We start from the raw sequence: 18258 nt of genomic DNA, 5'->3' as shown, positions 1-18258 counted from the left end.
GAATGCCCCACGCCGATCCCAAGGCCGTTGACTTCCGTCTTTGGAGGCCCCCTACCCTCAGGACCGGCCAGAGAGGCGCGTCAGGCGTCATTCCAGCCTTCAGGGTCAATCGGGTTGCCATTCACGTCGAAGCCAGCCCATGCCCTGCGAAAGCCGCTGCTCTTGCCTGTCTTGGCAGTGCGTCGGTCCTTGGCATTGGTCTTGCGGTTGTGGCAGCTTGCACACATACTGGTCAGACCTTCCAACGGTGGGAAGGCTAGACCGCCAGCGTTGATGGCTAGATCGTGGTCAACCACTTCGGCCGCTTCGATGACGCCACGCGCACGGCACGGTTCACAGACGGGGCATTCCATCAGCTTGGCTAACCGAAGAGCTTTCCATTGCTGAGTTCCGTAAGGCCATTTGCTCATGAGGGGCGGGTAGCTCTGAGGCCGCTAGGCCGAACAGGGATAGGCTGCTTCGGTTTACGAGTATCGCGATTATTGTGCTGGAAAACCTGCCTGTTCAGATTCCCGCGCTTCATACTGCTACCCACTGACCATGGCTTACGCTCTCTGCCAGATCACGACGCTTCAGGCGTAGCAGACATGAATTGACCTCATGTCTGGTATGGCCGGTCAACCGCGCCAGCATGACAGGCGTTGCAGGCTCACTGCGCTTGCGTAGGATAGACAGCACCTGTGTATCTAGCTCGCCTAAGCCGCCATCCCAAAGGACCGGTTCCCGCACCAAAGCCCGGATGATCATTTCGTTCTGTTCTCGCATTCCTTCCATAATTGTTTCTCCTTCTCAGTTTTGGTGTCAGACAGAGGGACACCGGGACACACCTAAAGGTGTGTGTCCCTGTCCGTCCCCCTGCGATGTCCGGGACAAACGGGACAATGTCCTCGAAATGTCCCTAGTGTCCCTCAGTAATCGAAACGAAGCCGTCAGAGGCTTCCACAAGTCCCCGATCCTTCAATGACTTGATCGCGCGGCTATATCCCCGCTTGAGCGTCTCCCGATCCTTGTCCGGGTATTTCGCGTAATAGGCCTCCCTGACCAACTGTCCGGGAACAGGCTCTTCCTTGTCGGCCATCAATTCTCGCGCAATTTCCAAAATGTCCCTATGGCTTTTAGACAGCGGCGGCAGCCCTTTCCCGTTTGCTTCCGGCAGGGAAACCGGCACAAGAACGGGGGCGGTGGTCCATTCCCCTTCGTCATCCTTTCCAAGCGTCACGCTTTCGAAATCATAGGCGAGAAGGTCACCTTCCTTGCCATCGTTCGCGCCTGTGTTTTCGAGAACGACAACGCCGCCCTTCGTCCCGACCATGAATGACACATCAACCGCGCCATCCAGATCAATCGCGCCTTTGGCTCGCGTACCTGCATGCGTGGTGTGGTGGATCACGCAAACATGCGCGTGAGGAACCGTCTCCTGTATCAAGCTCACGGCATCGATAAGCCGCGTCATGTCCTTGGATGTGTTCTGATCGCCTCCACCGAAAACGCGAGTAAGCGTGTCGATTACAATCAGACCGCATTTCAGCCCGCACTCGTCTTCGGCCTGCTCGATAACGCTAATAAGCTCTTTCGCGTCCTCAAGTCCGTCTGTCAGGTTCATGTAGCCGGACACAACCAGCACCGGCAGATCATCGTTGAAGCGATGCTTCTTGCGCCAAGCCTTAATGCGTCTTCTGGTCAGCTTTGCGCGTTCCGCCGCAATGTAAAGAACGAAACCCGGCTTTCTGACTTTGAAGCCATGCCAATCCCAACCGGCTGCAAGGTGACACGCCATATCGGTCGCGCACATGCTCTTCCCGGCTCCGGGTTGACCTACGATGTAAGAGAATTCACCAGCGCCGAAGATGTCCCGGATCACCCATTCCTTGTGGTTATCCTCGTCTCCGATGTCATGCGCCCATATCAGGCTGAAGCGGCTTTTGATTTCCGTTTGAGGCCTACTCGCCTGCGGCTCGATAGCTGCCCGCCGTCTTCCTAGCTTTTCATAATCTATCTTCCCGGCCCAACCGGGGGAGTCATCTGCATGCGGTTCCATGCTCAGTGGGCAGTGCGGGCGGCGATACGCGTCTCGATCCAGCCTTCAACTTCTGCTCTGACATATGCGATCCGCTTCACGCCGATCAAAAGCGGCGGCGGGAATGCACCTTCCTTGGCCATCTTGGCGAGAAGGGTTTTGCTCATCGTCGTGGCGAAGCTCGCTTCATTGGGCGACATCAAGCGCGACGGTGTAATCTCTGCGGTCATTGGTCCTCCTGTCTGGTTTCTGTGTAATTCCTCATACGAAGGGTGCGACAACGCGAACGGATATCCGAGCGCGAACACGCACGTTGGGTAGGCTCAAATTTTACAGTGTTTTGGGTTGCCCAAGCGGGCGGCTACTGAACAGGACTTACGGGGTGCAGTCATCGGCCTGTTGCTGTTATGCAACATATGCTCCTCCTGCCGTTCAGTGTCAACGCTGTTTTTGCACTACTTGGATTTTTTTCCGCTTGCACAGTAGTTCGCCCATTCGACCATCAAGACTCGTCGTTTATCAAGGGCATCAGAACGCCGGTAAGCCGCCTCAGTCTTATCCTTGAGTGTATGCGCCAAAGCAGCTTCTATAATGTCTCGCGGATGGTGCGTAGCGTCACCCGCCCAATCTCTAAAGCTGGATCGCAGGCCATGCAGCGTTTCCGTGCCTCCAGATGCCGCCCGCAGTGCCTTCACCATGGCCGTATCAGAAATTGCCTTGCCTTCGCTCTCACCTTCGAAAACCAGATCGCCAGTAGCCGCTTGCTCGCGAGCCTTTAGGATTTCAATGGCGCGATCAGCTAGAGGGACGCGGTGTTCGCGCCCAGCCTTCATGCGCTCTGCCGGTATAGTCCAGATAGCGGCTTCCATGTCGATTTCTGACCAGACGGCACCACGGACCTCGCCAGAGCGTACGGCGGTCAGGCAGGCAAACTCAGCCGCACGGGCGGATATTCCGGCAGCTTCGCGAAGGGATGCGATGACAGCGGGTAGCGCCTTGTATTCGACCGCCTCATGATGCCCCCGTGAGAGCTTATTGCGGGCAGGCAGCAATTCTTTCAGACCGCCACGCCAGTCGGCGGGGTTGTCACCGGTGAACAGGTTGCGGGCCTTGGCATGGTCGATGACTGCCGCAATGCGCATACGAGTTCGGTCGGCAGTCTCCGGCTTCTCCGTCCAAATTGGCTTGAGGGTTTTCACAACGTCATCGCGAGTGATACTGGCTATGGGCAAGTCGTGTAGCGGTTTGGCGTAGGTTTCAAGCGTCATACGCCACTGGGCTTTGTGCTTGTCGTTTTTGGACTCAGCCTCTTTCTTCTCGATAACGTCTTCCATCAGGTCCAAGAACGTGACGCGTTTCTGAAGGTCTTCGCCGCGTGCCAACCGGTCCCGAATTGCATCGGCCTTTTCACGGGCAAGCTCTAACGAGACTGGGGCCGTACCTTGACCATAGCCGCCCAAGCCAATTTCCGTCCGCTTTCCGCCGCGCTTATAGATGAAAAACCACTGCTTGGAGCCGCCCGCCCTTACGCGGATGAAAAGTCCGTCGCCGTCACTGTAGATGCCAGCCTTATCGAGCTTCTTTATCTTCGTTTCCGTGAGCTTGAAGCGCGCCATATCCATTTCCCGTTGCCATAACCGCAGCATGAAAAATACGGAAAATATGAGTTTTTACAAGCGCAAAACGCCCCAATTTCAATAGCTTACGGAAACAAGCGGACACCTCTTCCGCCAAATGTTTTCCCAGACGTTGAAATAAAGTGGGCAATTATGAAACCGGCGGCGGTTAAAGCCCGGTCCGCCGCGTAGCTCGTGCGGAGCGAGCGCGGCGACAGAATGCCATCAACTTTGCGCTATGTCATTGAGATGACATGGTGCCGGGCCGATATTCCGATTGTTGTTTTATCGATAAACAAGATTGGAAGAGACAGATGACGAAACGTATTTTTGCATCACCGGGTCGCTATGTTCAGGGCAGTGGCGTGATTGCGGAACTCGGGACCTATCTGGCGGAATTTGGCGACAATGCCTTCCTCGTGTCCGACGATATCGTCTGGGGTCTGATCGGCGCTCAGGTCGAGGCTTCCGTTACCGGCAAGACGCAGTTTACCCGCGAAGGTTTCGCCGGCGAAGCTTCTGTCAACGAGATCAAGCGACTGGCAGATGCGGCGCGCAAGGCCGGATCCAAGGTCGTGGTCGGTCTCGGTGGCGGCAAGACGCTCGATACCGTCAAGGCCGTCGCCGACGAGTTGAAGCAGCCCGTGGTCATCGTGCCGACCATCGCATCCACCGATGCGCCCTGCAGCGCGCTCTCCGTCATCTATTCCGACGAAGGCGTGTTCGAGGAATACCGCTTCTATTCGAAGAACCCGGATCTGGTTCTGGTCGATACCTGGATCTGCGCGCAGGCGCCCGCGCGTCTGTTCGCATCCGGCATCGCCGACGGCCTTGCTACCTATGTCGAGGCGCTTGCCGTGCAGCGTTCCAATGCCAAGACCATGGTCGGTGGCGCCTCCTCGATTGCCGGCATGGCGATTGCCGAAGCCTGCGAAAAGACGCTGCTCACCTATGGTTTCAGTGCCTACAAGGCCGTCCAGCAGAAGCTGGTGACACCGGCCGTCGAGGCCGTCGTTGAAGCGTCGACGCTTCTCTCCGGTCTCGGTTTCGAAAATGGCGGTCTTGCCGGTGCGCATGCCATTCACAACGGCTTTACCGCGCTGCACGGCGAAATCCACAACCTGACGCATGGCGAAAAGGTCGCCTACGGCACCCTCGCCCATATGGTTCTCGAACAGCGCCCGGACGAAGAAATCGCCGAGTATATCGAGTTCTATCGCCTGATCGGCATGCCGACGACGCTGCAGGAACTGCATCTGGAAGGTGTCAGCCGCGAAGACCTGCTGAAGGTCGGTGAACTCGCCAATAGCGAGGCCGATACGCTGAGAAATCTGCGTTCCGATTTCACCGCCCAGGAAGTCGCCGATGCCATTCTGGCTGTCGATGCGCTCAGCCAGGCTGTGTAATCGGCAGTAGACGGCCTGATGTTGTTTCGGCAGAAAAGAGATATGGGCGCCACTCGGCGCCCATACGTGTTTCTGGCGAACGTTATCAGGCCAGAGGAGGGCGCGACCACCCTACCCTCGTACATGTCCCGTCGTGCTGAAATATCTGTTTTTACGGCAGAAAAACATGTCTTGCCGCGGTCGTGATGCGCTGATTTTTGATGAGTTTTCAAGCCTTGCGGTTGATCAAGTGACCCTGAGAGGCCATAAGCGACACGCCGCCTTGCGGCTTTCGCAAAGGAAAACGGCCAATCTCCGCTGCGCATTGCGGGCGGTAAGGATGGCGGTGCCTCGCGGCATAATCAGGCATTTTGAAAGGTTCTATCGATGGATGGCGTGACGATCTCACTGTTCCTGCTGCTGGCTGTCGTGGTGAGCGGCATGTTGGCGCGCCTGTCGCCTGTCGCCATTCCTTTGCCGCTGGTGCAGATCGCGCTTGGCGCGCTGATCGCGGTCGCCACCGGCTCTGCCGTCACCCTCGACCCGACCCTGTTTTTCCTGCTTTTCCTGCCGCCGCTATTGTTTCTGGATGGCTGGCGCATTCCCAAGGAAGGCCTGTTTCACGACCGCGGCACCATTCTGGAACTGGCGCTCGGACTTGTCGTTTTTACCGTGCTCGGTATCGGCTTTTTTGTCCATTGGCTGGTGCCTGCCATTCCGCTGTCGGTCGCGTTCGCACTCGCCGCCATCCTGTCGCCCACCGATCCGATCGCAGTTTCCGCCATTTCCGCCCGCGTGCCGATCCCCAAGCGGCTGATGCACATTCTCGAAGGTGAATCGCTGCTCAACGATGCGTCCGGCCTCGTCTGCATGCGTTTTGCGGTGGCAGCGACCGTGAGTGGCACGTTTTCGGCCGGCGATGCGGTTCTGACCTTCCTTTATGTGGCACTGGGAGGCGTTGCCATCGGCCTTGCCGTGACGCTCGCCGTCACCCGCTTCAAGGATCTCGTCTCGCGAAAGCTCGGCGAGGAAACTGGAGCGCAGATCCTCATCAGTATCCTCATTCCATTCGGCGCCTATCTTGCCGCCGAACACCTGCATTGCTCCGGTATTCTCGCCGCCGTCGCTGCCGGCATCGCCATGAGTTATGAAGAGGTTCGCGGCAAGGTACTGGCCGTCACGCGTGTGCGCCGCGCCGCCGTCTGGGACACGGTGCAATTCACCATGAACGGCATCATCTTCGTACTGCTGGGCGAACAGTTGCCGGGCATCATTTCCGGTGCCGCCAAGGTTGTCAGCGAGACAGGCCATTTGCATCCGATCTGGCTGGTATTTTATGTGGTCGCCATCAATGTCGCGCTGGCTGTGTTGCGCCTCACCTGGGTCTGGGTGTCGCTGCGTTTTACGCTGTTCAAAGCCGCTCGCAAGGGCCAGGTGATCCGCAAGCCCAGCTGGCGGCTGGTTGTTGCGATGTCGCTTGCCGGTGTGCGCGGCGCCATCACGCTTGCCGGTATTCTGACCCTGCCGCTGGCGCTGGATGACGGCTCGCCCTTCCCTGCCCGCGATCTGGTCATCTTTCTGGCCGCTGGGGTGATCATCGTTTCGCTGGTTGCCGCAAGCGTCGGCCTGCCGTTCCTCTTGAAAAACCTCGAACTGCCGCCGGAGCCGTCACATCAGCGCGAGGAGGACGAAGCCCGTATCGCGGCGGCCGAAGCAGCCATCAAGGCGATCGAGGCAACCCAGCACCGCATGGGTGAAGGCCGAAATGATGCGGATCTCTATTCCGATGTCGGTGCCCGCCTGATGGAGCTTTACCGCCAGCGTATCGATGGCCGCTCGAAGACGGAAGACGAAGGAAATCAGGTGCGAAAACTCGAGGAGATCGAGCGGGTCTTGCGGCTGGCCGCCGCGCGCGCCGAACGCGAACAGATTTTCAGAATGGTGCGTGCGCGCAAGATTCGGGAGGAGACCGCGCGAAAAATCGTGCGTGATATCGATCTGACCGAGGCAAGGCTGACCGCCGCAACGTGAGCAGGACGTCGCGGCGGACAGATGCAGATGGCGGGCAAGCTTCCCTGCCCGCCCCGGAAATCAGTCTTTACGCTTCATGACGCCATAGACGATGTTGCGGTTCTTGCCGAAGAACACGCTGGTCTCGTAGTCGCCACCTTCCGAGCATGCGTGGATGATGTTCCACATGTCGGCTTCCGAGCGCAGCAGCAACTGCCAGTTCATGAAGGTCTCGATGTAACCGTCCACGACAATCGGGTAGGAATAGTTGGCAAACAGGAATGTGCCGCCCGGCTTCAGCATGTCCAGCGCACGCTGGGTAAGCTTGATGGCCACCTTGTCGACCAGATAATCGTAAAGACCGGACGCATAGACGAGATCGAACTGACCCGGATCGATACGCTTTGCCAGAACCTGGCGGACCGAGCCATCGATCGCTTCGACGCCCATTTTGGCGTAATCGCGGGTAATGGTGCCGATGCTGACCGGATCCTGATCAAGCGCCACATACCGCTTCAAGCCGCCATTCTTGGCCGCCTGCGAGCATTCGACCTCGCGAAGATGGCCGGCGGCAATGCTGAGCACTTCCGTTTCAGGCCCCTTCTCTGCCGCCACTTCATCAACGAAGCGTGCCAGAATATCGCGGCGGTCCCAGTTGGCCTGCGAGGATGGTGCGGTGCTGGTATATTCGAACAGTGCCCGGCCGCGCTCGGAGGCACCGGCAATCATGTCCGAAACGCAGTCGTGGCGATAGATGAGATCGAGCAGGCTGGCATCGCCGGAGTAACCGCGCGGCTTGTCCCACGACCAGCGTGTCAGCGGGTCTTCGAGGAAATAGGCGGCGACGGGATGGTTCTGGATGAACGGAACGAGGTCCTGCCAAACGCTCTGATGCAGCTTGCCACGCAGCTCGTGCAGGGAGAGCGTGACGCGATCAATGATGGCGGTCGGATTGTCGTTCTTTTCGAACTGCTGGCGAGCAAGCTCCAGCAGAATCGATAGTTCGCCCTTCCCCACGGCGAACTGGCGATCGAAATCCTCTGCCTTTTCCACCGACATCTCATCGGCAATCTGTTTTGGTGTGATGAGACTGTGGCCGTCGAATTGCAATTTGATTTGGTTCACGTGACATACCCCACTGCTAACGTGAATGAATTATTAACGACCTCAATCAAACACGATACATCTAAAAACGCACCATAGATCTGCATTAATGATTAACTATCGAAATCCATGACTGGCACATTGGTCGTCTTGACCATTGAAGATTCAAGAAAAGTTAAGTGCCTTACCCGTAAATTTACGGGATGTGAGCTGCATGGCGGAACGGATCTGCCGGCTCACCGAAGGTTCTGTTAGGAAATTCGCAATTTCCGAAATGGACCAAGTTTATAGGACAGTGCATGAAGCACACATTTGCCGACGCCATTGAAACTGATCTTCAGAAGTCGCTGGAGCGACCGACGTCGTTGGAGTTGCGTGCGCTTTACCGGGAAGCCGACGAAAAGGCGCGCGCCACCGCCACCCGCAAGGGGCTGTGGATCGCCGTCCTGTCTTATCTCGGATATTCGGCGACGGACTTCCTGATGATCCCTGACGTAGCGATGCAGACCGCTGTCGCGCGCCTGCTCGTTTCGGTGTTGTCGCTTGCCGTGCTCGAACTGCTGATCATGCTGAAGGTGCATGCGCGCTGGCTGGACCGCACGAGCGCGGTAGCGCTGGTGGTGGCCTATGCGGCATGGCTGGTACCGGCCCTGCACACCACCCATGCCGAGAGCCTGTCCTATTACATGATTTTTGGCGCCATCTTCATGATGGGTGCCAACCTCTTCTTCAATTTCCCCTTCCTGCTGTCGATCGTGTCGTCAGGGGCCATTCTCGCGTCCTTCCTGGCATCGCTGATATTCTTCTTCCCGCTCGACAGCGCCTATGCCTTCGCCTTCACCACATTCTATCTCTCCTGCTTCGTGTTCACCTCCTATGTGAACTGGAAGCTGAATGTGGAGCGCTACCACGTCTTCCTGAATGCGCATGAGGCAAAGCTGCGCCAGACCGAGGCCAACGAGCGCGGTGTTGCCCTGCTGCGCATGTCCAACACCGATTATCTGACCGGTCTCGATAACCGCCGTGCCGTCGATCAGCGGCTGCGCACCTATTGGAATGAATGGCAGGGCGCAGGCCGCGGTTTTGCCGCCATGCTGGTCGATGTCGACTTCTTCAAGAAATACAATGATGGCTATGGCCATATCCAGGGCGACCACTGCCTGATCACCGTTGCCAATACCATCCGCGAGGCAGTGGAGCCGCTTGGCGGTTCGATTGGCCGTTACGGCGGCGAAGAATTCATCGTCCTTGCCCGTGTCGACAGCCGCGCCGATGTGGCAGCGCTTGCGGAAAAAATCCGCGCGACGATCGAAAGCCTCGGTGTCCCGCATGTCGAGCGACGTGACGGCACTGCCATCGTCACCGTCAGCGTCGGTGCCGCCTTCACGCGTGACCATATCGGCGCCAAGCTGGAAAAGATGATCCACGAGGCCGACCGGGCGCTTTACAGCGCCAAGGCGCATGGCCGCAACTGCGCCCGCGTGTTCGATCCGAGCGATCCGCATACCAGCGACGAGAGCGAAAATATCGCCGCGCTGCTGAAACTGGCGATCAACCAGAACCTCGTGTCGATGGTCTACCAGCCGCTGGTGGATCTGAAGACCGGCAGGCAGGACGCCGCCGAAGCGCTGATGCGCCTAAAGACGCTGGACGGCGACAATATCTCGCCGACCCTGTTCATCCCCATTGCCGAACGCACCGGCATCATTCTCGAACTGGGCAAATGGTCGATCCGCACCGTCTGCCGCGAAATGCTGGTGTCCAACCAGGCGGATGTCGTCAGCGTCAACGTCTCGCCGATCCAGTTGCGCACGCCGGGCTTTGCGGCAAGCGTCGCGGCTATCCTTGGCGAAACGGGCGTTTCCGGCAATCGGCTGGCCTTCGAGATCACCGAAGGTCTCGATATGGAAATCCATTCCGACGTGCTGCGCTGCATCAGCGACCTGAAGACGCTCGGCATCCGCATCTGGCTCGACGATTTTGGCACCGGCTTTGCCGGTCTGTCATGGCTGCGTCTGATCGATTTCGATACCGTCAAGATCGACCGCTCCTTCCTGCACGACATCGACACCGAACGCGGCCGTATCATGCTCGGCGATATAGTCGATCTGGTGCGCCACCGCGGTCCCAACATCCTTGTCGAAGGCGTGGAAACGGAAGAGCAGTTGCAGTGCCTGCGCGACATGAATATCGATTTTGCGCAAGGCTATCATGTCGGCCGACCGGTCGCCGCGGCAAGAACCGCCGCCGTCCCGCGTGCCCTATCGCGCTGAGCGACGCCAGCCCGGACGAAAACCCGGTTTCGCCCCTTGCGAAACCGGCGCCATGAAAAAGCTCAGCGCCGCGAACGGTAAAAGCAGTGCAAAGCTCGCCAAAAGCCCAAAAGTTTCGGCAACGAAACCAAGCACCGGCGGCACGCCGATCGTCGAAAGCATCAAGGTCAGCGCCAGTGCTGCCAGATTGTCGGCAGGCGCGCCCTTGCCGCGTTCGATCGTGGTTGCCACCGCCAGCGGGTAACCGAGCGCAATGCCGCAGCCGATGACGAAGAACGCCACGCCTGTCAGCAACAGGCCGGGTGTGACCAGCATTCCGCACAGGCCGGCAATCACCATCAGCGCCGAACCACGCACCAGCGTCATCGTACCGTAACGCTGCCGTAACCAATCGCCGCAGAGCCGTGTCAGGCCCATGCCAAGCGTGAAGCTCGCATAGATGATGCCGGCCGTCGCCGCATCCGCGCCGGCGCGTTCCTGCAGGAAAAAGATACCCCAGTCGTAGATCGCGCCTTCGGTGATGCAGATGCCGAACACCATGACGCAGACCAGAAGAATGGTGCGGTCGGGCAGCACGAAAATCGTCGATCGTTTCGCATCCGGCCTTGTTTCGGGGGCGGAACTATCCTTTGGCGTGATGCGCAGAATGATCAAGCAGGCGACCAGAACCAGAGCCGAGGCCACCGACTGGTGAATGAACGGGGAGACCTCCCTCGCCGCCACGAAACCGGATGCCAGCGATCCCAGCAGCAGGCCGACGGACCAGAAGCCATGGCTGCGCGACAGCACTTTTACGCCGGTGCGCCTCTCCGTACCCGTGGCAATCATGTTGGTAGCGACATCCATGATGGTGCGCAGAAAACCGTAGACGATGAACAGCAGGAAGAACGGCATGATCGGGGCGATGGTGATCAGCGGCATGATGACCGCGCACAGTGCCAGAAACAGGGTCGCGGTAATCCGTGGCGTCAGCCGTTCGGTGATGCGCCCGGCCACAGACAGCGCCACCAGCGTGCCGATCGGCGCTCCCAATAGTGACAGGCCCAGAACCGCCTTGTCGACGCCAAGGCCGGCTTGAATGGCAGGCAGGCGGGTGAACAGCGAAACGAACAGGATCGAATTGCAGAAGAAGATCAGCGCGGGAGGCGCGAGCGTGGTCATGTCATCATTCCGGGAATCAGTATTTTTGACCGTATTCGCATCGCAAGATGAACACGGCAAGACAGCGGCTTGGCAGGGCTGCCATACGCAAACGGCAGGTGATAGCCGGATCAGCACAGGAATCTTTGCCTGCGCATCTTCACCTTTTCTGAAATAGCGCTAGCCTGACCTCCTGTCACTGGAGAAAGCCGATGCACGTTCGATCCATGCTTGTTGCAGTGTGTGCCCTCCTTTCATCCCTCGCCCCGGCCTTTGCCGAGGACCCCGTAGCTGACGCGCAGGCGATCATCAGCGAACAGATTGCCGCCATGAAGGCGCAGGATGCGGGCAAGGCCTATTCCTTCGCCGCCCCCGGCATTCGCGGGCTTTTCCCGGATGAAAAACGTTTCTTTGCCATGGTTCAAAAGAACTACGAGGCGATTTTTCACGCCGGAAACTATGCCTTCGGCCGCTCAAAGCTCGTCGGCGGCGGCGAACTGGTTTTGCAGGAGGTGATGATCACCGGCCCCGGCGGCAAGGACTGGACGGCGATCTACGAGATGCGGCTGATGGATGACGGCAGCTACAAGGTGAACGGCGTGCGCATGCTGAAGAACACGGCTAGTACCGGGATTTAGGTTTGCCAAGACGGGTACTTGTGAATTCGGGTGTAAAATTCTGAAATTCAATCATTGCCTGTATTTTCAGTTTTGTCATTATACCGTGCATGCGCAAAGGCTATGTCTACATTCTGGCATCAAGGCGTAACGGAACGCTCTATACCGGCATGACCAGCGACCTGCCGGGACGATTATATGATCATCAGAATGAGCTGACACCGGGCTTCACCAGTCGTTATGGTGTGAAGACACTTGTCTGGTTCGAGGAACATGATCTGATCGTAGATGCCATCCGTCGGGAAAAGACGATCAAGAAGTGGCCGCGAGCGTGGAAGCTCAATTTGATCGAGACGATGAATCCGGACTGGGAGGATATCGCCAACTATCTGCATGGCTTGTGATCAGATCAAAGCGGCTGATTTCGCGTCTTGGCGTTTCCTCTCCACCGTCATTCCTGTGCTTGTCACAGGAATCCAGTAGCGCCGCGTCTGCGGCGCGCTAGACTCGCGAACGGCAAAGCGAAGAAGAGTTCTTTCACCACGCAGACGCGTGGTGGCTGGATTCCTGTGACGAGCACAGGAATGACGCAGAGAAGAGAGCACACACCCGCAAAGCTCCGGGAGTTTTTGAATGTTACCAAGGACGGAGTCTGCAACATGATCGGAGCGACGCACCGGCGACGGAAATACTCAGAAGCTGCTGTCCGCCAACATCTCCTCGGCCTCGTCCCTGTCCAGCCCGATGACCCGACGGCAGAGTTCCAGGCTGAACCCTTGCCGTGCCATGGACGACAGTTCCTTGAGTGTCCGCTTTTCGTCCGCCTCGCCGCGCCGATAGGGGCCGAAACCACGCTTGCGAGCATAGGCAAGGGCCGCACGAACATCGTCGGCGTCTTCGAGCGCGATCGATGCCGTCTCCGAATCGATGCCTTTCTCCTGCAGCTTGCGCTGGATCATCCGCTTTGAACGACCGCTGCGCACGCCGGAGCGAACCTTCGTCTCTGCATAATTCTGGTCATTGAGCGCGCCCAGCGTCTGGCCGAATTCGAGCGCAGTTGTCGCCAGAACCTGCAGATGTTCTTCGGAAATATCCTCGAACTTCTGCCTGGCCTTGCGCTTGATGGCGTCGGACAGTTCGCGTTCCGACATCATCCGGCGCGACAGTCGGTAGAGGGTGGAGTTCTTGGCCCATGACAGCATGCGCGGCGTGACGCCGACCGGTTGATCCTGTTCGTCCTCGCCGCTCATCGCCGAAAAACCTCAGAGCTTGTCGATATCGCCCTTGGCCCAGGCTTCCTGCGTTTCCGCATAAAAATCCTCAAACCGGCCCTCGGCGATAGACTGACGGATGCCCTTCATCAGGTCCTGATAATAGTGAAGATTGTTCCACGAGAGCAGCATGCCGCCCAGCGCCTCGTCGGAGCGGACAAGGTGGTGCAGGTAGGCGCGCGAATAGTCACGCGCCGCCGGGCAGCTCGATTCCTCGTCGAGCGGGCGCATGTCTTCCGCATGGCGGGCATTGCGGATGTTGACGCGGCCACGGCGGGTAAAGGCCAGACCATGACGGCCGGAACGGGTCGGCATGACGCAGTCGAACATGTCGATGCCGCGCGCCACGGATTTCAGAATGTCGTCCGGTGTGCCGACGCCCATCAGGTAACGCGGCTTTTCGGTCGGCAGAACCGGCAGTGTGGTTTCCAGCATGGACAGCATCACGTCCTGCGGCTCGCCGACTGCAAGACCACCGACCGCATAGCCCTTGAGGTCCAACTGCTTCAGGCCTTCGGCGGAACGGACACGCAGAGCCGGAATATCACCACCCTGCACGATACCGAACATCGCCTTGCCCGGCTGTTCGCCGAAAGCAACGCGGCAGCGTTCCGCCCAGCGCAGCGACATTTCCATCGCCCGTTCGATTTCCTTCGGTTCGGCCGGCAGCGCCACGCATTCGTCGAGCTGCATCTGGATGTCGGAACCGAGCAGGCCCTGGATCTCGATCGAGCGTTCCGGCGACATGTGGTGCAGCGAACCGTCGACATGGCTCTTGAAGGTCACGCCCTGCTCATCCAGCTTGCGCAGACCCGAAAGCGACATGACCTGAAACCCGCCCGAATCGGTGAGGATCGGGCCGTCCCAGCGGATCAGCTTGTGCAGGCCGCCGAGGCGGGCGACGCGCTCCGCACCGGGCCGCAGCATCAGGTGATAGGTATTGCCGAGAATGATGTCGGCACCGGTATCCTTCACCTGATCGAGATACATCGCCTTGACGGTGCCGACAGTGCCGACCGGCATGAAGGCCGGGGTGCGGATCGTGCCTCTGGGCATCGACACTTCGCCGAGACGCGCGCCGGCATCGGTCTTTTTCAGGGTGAATTGAAAGTTTTCGGTCATCGGGGCATCCGGTGCAGCAGGCTGGAATCGCCATAGGAATAGAAACGGTAGCCGGTATCGATCGCGTGGGCATAAGCGCGCTGCATGGTCTCAAGGCCCGCAAAGGCGGAGACCAGCATCATCAGCGTCGATTTCGGCAGGTGGAAATTGGTCATCAGCAGATCGACCGCCTTGAAACGGTAACCCGGCGTGATGAAGATGCCCGTGGCATCGCTCCAGGGATGGATGAGGCCGTCGTCAGAAGCGGCACTCTCGATCAACCTGAGCGAAGTCGTGCCGACACAGACGATGCGCCCGCCCCTCGCCTTCACGGCATTCAAGGCTTCTGCGGTCTCAGCGCTGACATGGCCGATCTCAAGGTGCATCTTGTGGTCGTCGGTATCGTCGGCCTTGACCGGCAGAAACGTGCCGGCGCCGACATGCAGCGTCACGAAATGGCGTTCGATCCCTGCAGCGTCGAGACGCGCAAACAGATCGGGGGTGAAATGCAGGCCGGCGGTCGGGGCCGCAACAGCACCCTCCTCGCGCGCATAGATGGTCTGGTAGTCCTTTCGGTCCTGCTCGTCCTCGGGCCGTTTGGCGGCGATGTATGGCGGCAGGGGGATGTGGCCGGACCCCATGATCGCTTCGTCGAGCGCCGGGCCGGAGAGATCGAAGCGCAGGGTTACTTCGCCGCCCTCGCCCTTATCCTCGACCGTCGCCATCAGCGAACCGATCAGGCAGGTATTGGCGTCGGATTTGCCGAATTCGATGCGATCGCCAACCTTGATGCGTTTTCCCGGCTTGGCAAAGGCCTTCCAGACGTCCGGTTCGGTGCGCATGTGCAGCGTCGCCGACACCTGCTGGCCGCCCGCACCGTCACGGTGGCGAATGCCTTCCAGCTGCGCCGGGATGACTTTTGTGTCGTTGAAAACCAGCGCATCGCCGGGTTTCAGAAAATCCACGAGATCACGCACCACGTGATCGGCAAGTTCGGGTTCGTTACCCGGCTTGACGACGAGCAACCGTGCGCTGTCACGCGGATTGGCGGGCCGCAATGCGATATTGTCATCGGGGAGATCGAAGTCGAACAGGTCTACACGCACCGTCCGGGGCCTTTCAGAAAAAGCGAAACGCCCCGATCCGTTGCCGGGGCGTTTCTGGTCTGCTTATGAATGAAAAATCAGGCTGCAGCGTCGGCTGCAACGCGGATCGAAACGATCGAATCCGGGTCCTGAACAGGCTCGCCCTTCTTGATCTGGTCGATGAAGTCCATGCCTTCGATGACCTGACCCCAGACGGAATACTGCTTGTTCAGCCAGGGAGCGTCGGTGAAGCAGATGAAGAACTGCGAGTTGGCCGAGTTCGGGTTCTGCGAACGGGCCATCGAGCAGGTGCCGCGCACGTGCGGAACAGCCGAGAATTCAGCCTTCAGGTCCGGCTTTTCAGAGCCGCCCATGCCGGCGCGCGACGGGTTGAAGCTTTCGCCGCCCTTCTTGCCGAACTTGACGTCGCCCGTCTGGGCCATGAAGTCAGGAATGACGCGGTGGAAAACAACGCCGTCATAGGCCTTTTCGCGGGCCAGTTCCTTGATGCGTGCAACATGCTCAGGCGCGAGGTCCGGCAGAAGCTGGATGAGGACCTTGCCCTTGGTGGTTTCGACGATAAGGGTGTTTTCCGGATCTTTGATCTCAGCCATGGTATTCTCCTTGGTGTTTTAGCTTGGGGCTTTCGCCCGGATTGTCTGCTGCCGGAAACCCGGCGGCGGTATTGTCTGCAGTCAGATTGCTGGCCGCCAGATTACTGACCAACAGTGACCTTCAGCATGCGGTCGGGGTCGGAAACCTCGCCATTGCTGCCGGCACCCTTCTTGATCTTGTCGACATTTTCCATGCCGGACACGACCTTGCCGACGACCGTGTACTGGCCGTCCAGGCTTGGGTATTTGGTGAACATGATGAAGAATTGTGAGTTGGCCGAGTTCGGGCTCTGCGAGCGGGCCATGCCGACCACGCCACGTTCGAACGGCGTGCGCGAAAATTCGGCCGGGATATCCGGCAGGTCCGAACCGCCCATGCCGGCACGCGCCGGGGCAAAGCTTTTGCCTCCCTGCTTGCCGAACTGAACGTCACCGGTCTGGGCCATGAAGCCATCGATCACGCGGTGGAAAACGACATTGTCATATTCACCCTTGGCGGCCAGCGCCTTGATCTGGGCAACGTGTTTCGGGGCCAGTTCCGGCATCAGTTGCACGACAACCGGACCGTCCTTCAACTGGATGGTCATGGTGTTGGCATTGCTCGCGGCAAAGGCCGGGGCAGTAAAGGAAGCGGCCATCATGGCGCCGGCAAGGGCAAGGTGAAGCAGTTTCATCCTGGGCTCCGTTTGATAAACGATCAGCGTTTCAGCTTGGTAGTCAGCGCGTCGTGGACGGCAGCCGGCACGAATGTGCTGACGTCGCCGCCCATCGAGGCGATTTGTCGAACCAATGTGGCGGTTATGGGCCGCGAGGCAATGGCTGCCGGCAGGAAAACTGTCTGCACATCGGGTGCCATCTGTGCATTCATCCCGGCCATCTGCATTTCATAGTCGAAATCCGTGCCGTCACGCAGGCCACGGATCAACAGGCTTGCGCCATGCGCGCGTGCAGCGTTGATGACCAGACCGTCAAAACTCACGACGGAAACATTTTCGGCCTTTTGCGGCAGCGCATCGCTCAGAGATCGGCGGATCAGCTCCGCCCTCTCCTCGAAGCTGAACAGCGGCGTCTTGCCCGGATGCACGCCGATACCCACGATGACCGTGCCGGCGACATTGAGCGCCTGCACAAGCACATCGAGATGCCCGTTGGTCATCGGATCGAAAGATCCCGGGTAAAAAGCAGTGGTCATCGTGCCCGCGGTTTTGGGTTTTACAGCCATAAAAGTCACCGCCTTTTGTCACGGACGGCCGCCATTCGCAAGGCGGCCAGCGCCTGAACGGTAAATGAACACGCTGTTCAAGAGGGTTTCAGGCGCCCCATGTTTTTATCGATCCTGCAGAGACGGATGGAACGGTCCCGAAGTCCTGCCGCAGGAGTAAAAACATGCTGGTTGTTCTCGTCGTCACCGCCATCGGCCTCTCGCTTCTGGCTGAACTCGTCCTCACCGTGGACATGGATGACGCCAGAGGGATTTGAATCCTGAACGCCAGATGAACGGCCTCTTCAGGGAGGCTTCAGAGGGGGAGTATTAAAAATCCCTCAATGCGGAACCAGCATGCTCATTGCATGTTTACATAAAAGAAGGAATTCGGAGATGTTTGCGAAGAGAAATTCGGCAATGCCCGACAAGATCACCATGATCAGCGTTGTGTGGACCGCCATGATCGCAGTCATGATGACTGCAACTGTCACTCTTTACAACGACAAGTCCGACACGACTGCGACCAATTACACGGAGATGACCGGCACTTACCAGGGCGTCTCCTACTACTGAGGCCTTTAGGCCCGGAAAGGTATGAGATGTTCTTGACGATGACCATTCTTGCCGGGCTGATCAGCACCATGTTTGTTGCCACAGTCATGTCCTCGATTGCCGAGCTCCGCAGAGAGCGTGAGGATATCGAGGATTTTGCCCGCCGCCACAGGGCATTCTGAGGCCACCAATTCTGAACAAAAAGCCGGGTGAAATTTTCACCCGGCTTTTTTGCGTCTTCAGTCCTGAATGTTTGCGTCACTAATCCT

19 protein-coding genes are annotated in these 18258 nt (G+C 58.5%); 7 read left to right on the top strand and 12 right to left on the bottom strand.

The features are described from left to right. Positions 1-80: 80 nt before the first annotated feature. The 4 genes from AAIH70_RS28705 to AAIH70_RS28690 form a co-directional block, all read right to left on the bottom strand. A complete protein-coding gene (locus AAIH70_RS28705; protein WP_430037363.1) occupies positions 81-410 on the bottom strand; it encodes a hypothetical protein in 330 nt (109 codons plus the stop codon). Between the two features lie 488 nt (positions 411-898). Next, positions 899-2038 (bottom strand): AAA family ATPase, encoded by a 1140-nt coding sequence (locus AAIH70_RS28700; RefSeq protein ID WP_430037360.1) that lies wholly within the window; start codon positions 2036-2038, stop codon positions 899-901. 2 nt (positions 2039-2040) lie between these two features. Beyond that, on the bottom strand, positions 2041-2247 hold the full coding sequence (locus AAIH70_RS28695; RefSeq protein WP_430037357.1) for a helix-turn-helix transcriptional regulator: 207 nt from the start codon (positions 2245-2247) through the stop codon (positions 2041-2043). Positions 2248-2472: 225 nt separating this feature from the next. Next, positions 2473-3633 carry a tyrosine-type recombinase/integrase gene (locus tag AAIH70_RS28690; protein ID WP_430037354.1) on the bottom strand — a complete coding sequence of 387 codons (1161 nt, stop codon included), beginning with the start codon at positions 3631-3633 and terminating at the stop codon, positions 2473-2475. 314 nt (positions 3634-3947) lie between these two features. On the opposite strand from AAIH70_RS28690, the gene AAIH70_RS28685 reads away from it, so the two are divergent. Both AAIH70_RS28685 and AAIH70_RS28680 read left to right on the top strand, forming a co-directional pair. Next, entirely contained in the window at positions 3948-5039 is a 1092-nt protein-coding gene (locus AAIH70_RS28685) for a glycerol dehydrogenase (protein WP_132272482.1), read from the top strand. 366 nt (positions 5040-5405) lie between these two features. Next, positions 5406-7049: a Na+/H+ antiporter gene (locus AAIH70_RS28680; RefSeq protein WP_132272481.1), complete on the top strand. Its 1644-nt coding sequence runs from the start codon at positions 5406-5408 to the stop codon at positions 7047-7049. A gap of 60 nt (positions 7050-7109) precedes the next feature. Here the strand turns inward: AAIH70_RS28680 and AAIH70_RS28675 are convergent, their stop codons facing one another. Beyond that, entirely contained in the window at positions 7110-8153 is a 1044-nt protein-coding gene (locus AAIH70_RS28675) for a class I SAM-dependent methyltransferase (protein ID WP_132272480.1), read from the bottom strand. A gap of 278 nt (positions 8154-8431) precedes the next feature. On the opposite strand from AAIH70_RS28675, the gene AAIH70_RS28670 reads away from it, so the two are divergent. After that, positions 8432-10405: a putative bifunctional diguanylate cyclase/phosphodiesterase gene (locus AAIH70_RS28670; protein ID WP_132272479.1), complete on the top strand. Its 1974-nt coding sequence runs from the start codon at positions 8432-8434 to the stop codon at positions 10403-10405. Here the strand turns inward: AAIH70_RS28670 and AAIH70_RS28665 are convergent. Further along, positions 10394-11566, bottom strand: a complete 1173-nt coding sequence (locus tag AAIH70_RS28665) for an MFS transporter (protein ID WP_132272478.1) — start codon at positions 11564-11566, stop codon at positions 10394-10396. The genes AAIH70_RS28670 and AAIH70_RS28665 overlap by 12 nt on opposite strands. 191 nt (positions 11567-11757) lie before the next feature. Between AAIH70_RS28665 and AAIH70_RS28660 the strand changes: the two genes are divergently transcribed. Both AAIH70_RS28660 and AAIH70_RS28655 read left to right on the top strand, forming a co-directional pair. Beyond that, entirely contained in the window at positions 11758-12183 is a 426-nt protein-coding gene (locus AAIH70_RS28660; protein WP_132272477.1) for a DUF4864 domain-containing protein, read from the top strand. Positions 12184-12272: 89 nt separating this feature from the next. After that, a complete protein-coding gene (locus AAIH70_RS28655) occupies positions 12273-12566 on the top strand; it encodes a GIY-YIG nuclease family protein (RefSeq protein WP_132272476.1) in 294 nt (97 codons plus the stop codon). A gap of 288 nt (positions 12567-12854) precedes the next feature. Here AAIH70_RS28655 and AAIH70_RS28650 read toward each other — a convergent pair whose 3' ends face one another. The 6 genes from AAIH70_RS28650 to coaD all read right to left on the bottom strand — a co-directional run bounded on the left by AAIH70_RS28650 (position 12855) and on the right by coaD (position 17425). Further along, positions 12855-13412, bottom strand: a complete 558-nt coding sequence (locus AAIH70_RS28650) for a regulatory protein RecX (RefSeq protein WP_245519056.1) — start codon at positions 13410-13412, stop codon at positions 12855-12857. Between the two features lie 12 nt (positions 13413-13424). Then, positions 13425-14555 carry a tRNA guanosine(34) transglycosylase Tgt gene (gene tgt, locus AAIH70_RS28645; RefSeq protein WP_132272475.1) on the bottom strand — a complete coding sequence of 377 codons (1131 nt, stop codon included), beginning with the start codon at positions 14553-14555 and terminating at the stop codon, positions 13425-13427. Then, positions 14552-15640: a tRNA preQ1(34) S-adenosylmethionine ribosyltransferase-isomerase QueA gene (gene queA / locus AAIH70_RS28640; RefSeq protein WP_132272474.1), complete on the bottom strand. Its 1089-nt coding sequence runs from the start codon at positions 15638-15640 to the stop codon at positions 14552-14554. Before queA ends, tgt begins: the two co-directional genes overlap by 4 nt. Before the next feature lie 77 nt (positions 15641-15717). Further along, positions 15718-16233 carry a peptidylprolyl isomerase gene (locus tag AAIH70_RS28635; RefSeq protein ID WP_132272473.1) on the bottom strand — a complete coding sequence of 172 codons (516 nt, stop codon included), beginning with the start codon at positions 16231-16233 and terminating at the stop codon, positions 15718-15720. 101 nt (positions 16234-16334) lie between these two features. Next, a complete protein-coding gene (locus AAIH70_RS28630; RefSeq protein WP_132272472.1) occupies positions 16335-16907 on the bottom strand; it encodes a peptidylprolyl isomerase in 573 nt (190 codons plus the stop codon). 23 nt (positions 16908-16930) lie between these two features. Then, entirely contained in the window at positions 16931-17425 is a 495-nt protein-coding gene (gene coaD / locus AAIH70_RS28625) for a pantetheine-phosphate adenylyltransferase (protein ID WP_132272589.1), read from the bottom strand. A gap of 405 nt (positions 17426-17830) precedes the next feature. Between coaD and AAIH70_RS28620 the strand changes: the two genes are divergently transcribed. Continuing rightward, positions 17831-18010, top strand: a complete 180-nt coding sequence (locus tag AAIH70_RS28620) for a hypothetical protein (RefSeq protein ID WP_132272471.1) — start codon at positions 17831-17833, stop codon at positions 18008-18010. 32 nt (positions 18011-18042) lie between these two features. Beyond that, complete coding sequence (locus AAIH70_RS28615; RefSeq protein WP_281033542.1) at positions 18043-18171, top strand: hypothetical protein; 129 nt, start codon at positions 18043-18045, stop codon at positions 18169-18171. The last annotated feature ends 87 nt before the right edge of the window (positions 18172-18258 follow it).

The sequence above is a fragment of the Neorhizobium sp. BT27B genome, from assembly GCF_050455485.1.
Classification (GTDB): domain Bacteria; phylum Pseudomonadota; class Alphaproteobacteria; order Rhizobiales; family Rhizobiaceae; genus Neorhizobium.
This window is presented reverse-complemented; position numbering and strand designations above follow the sequence as displayed.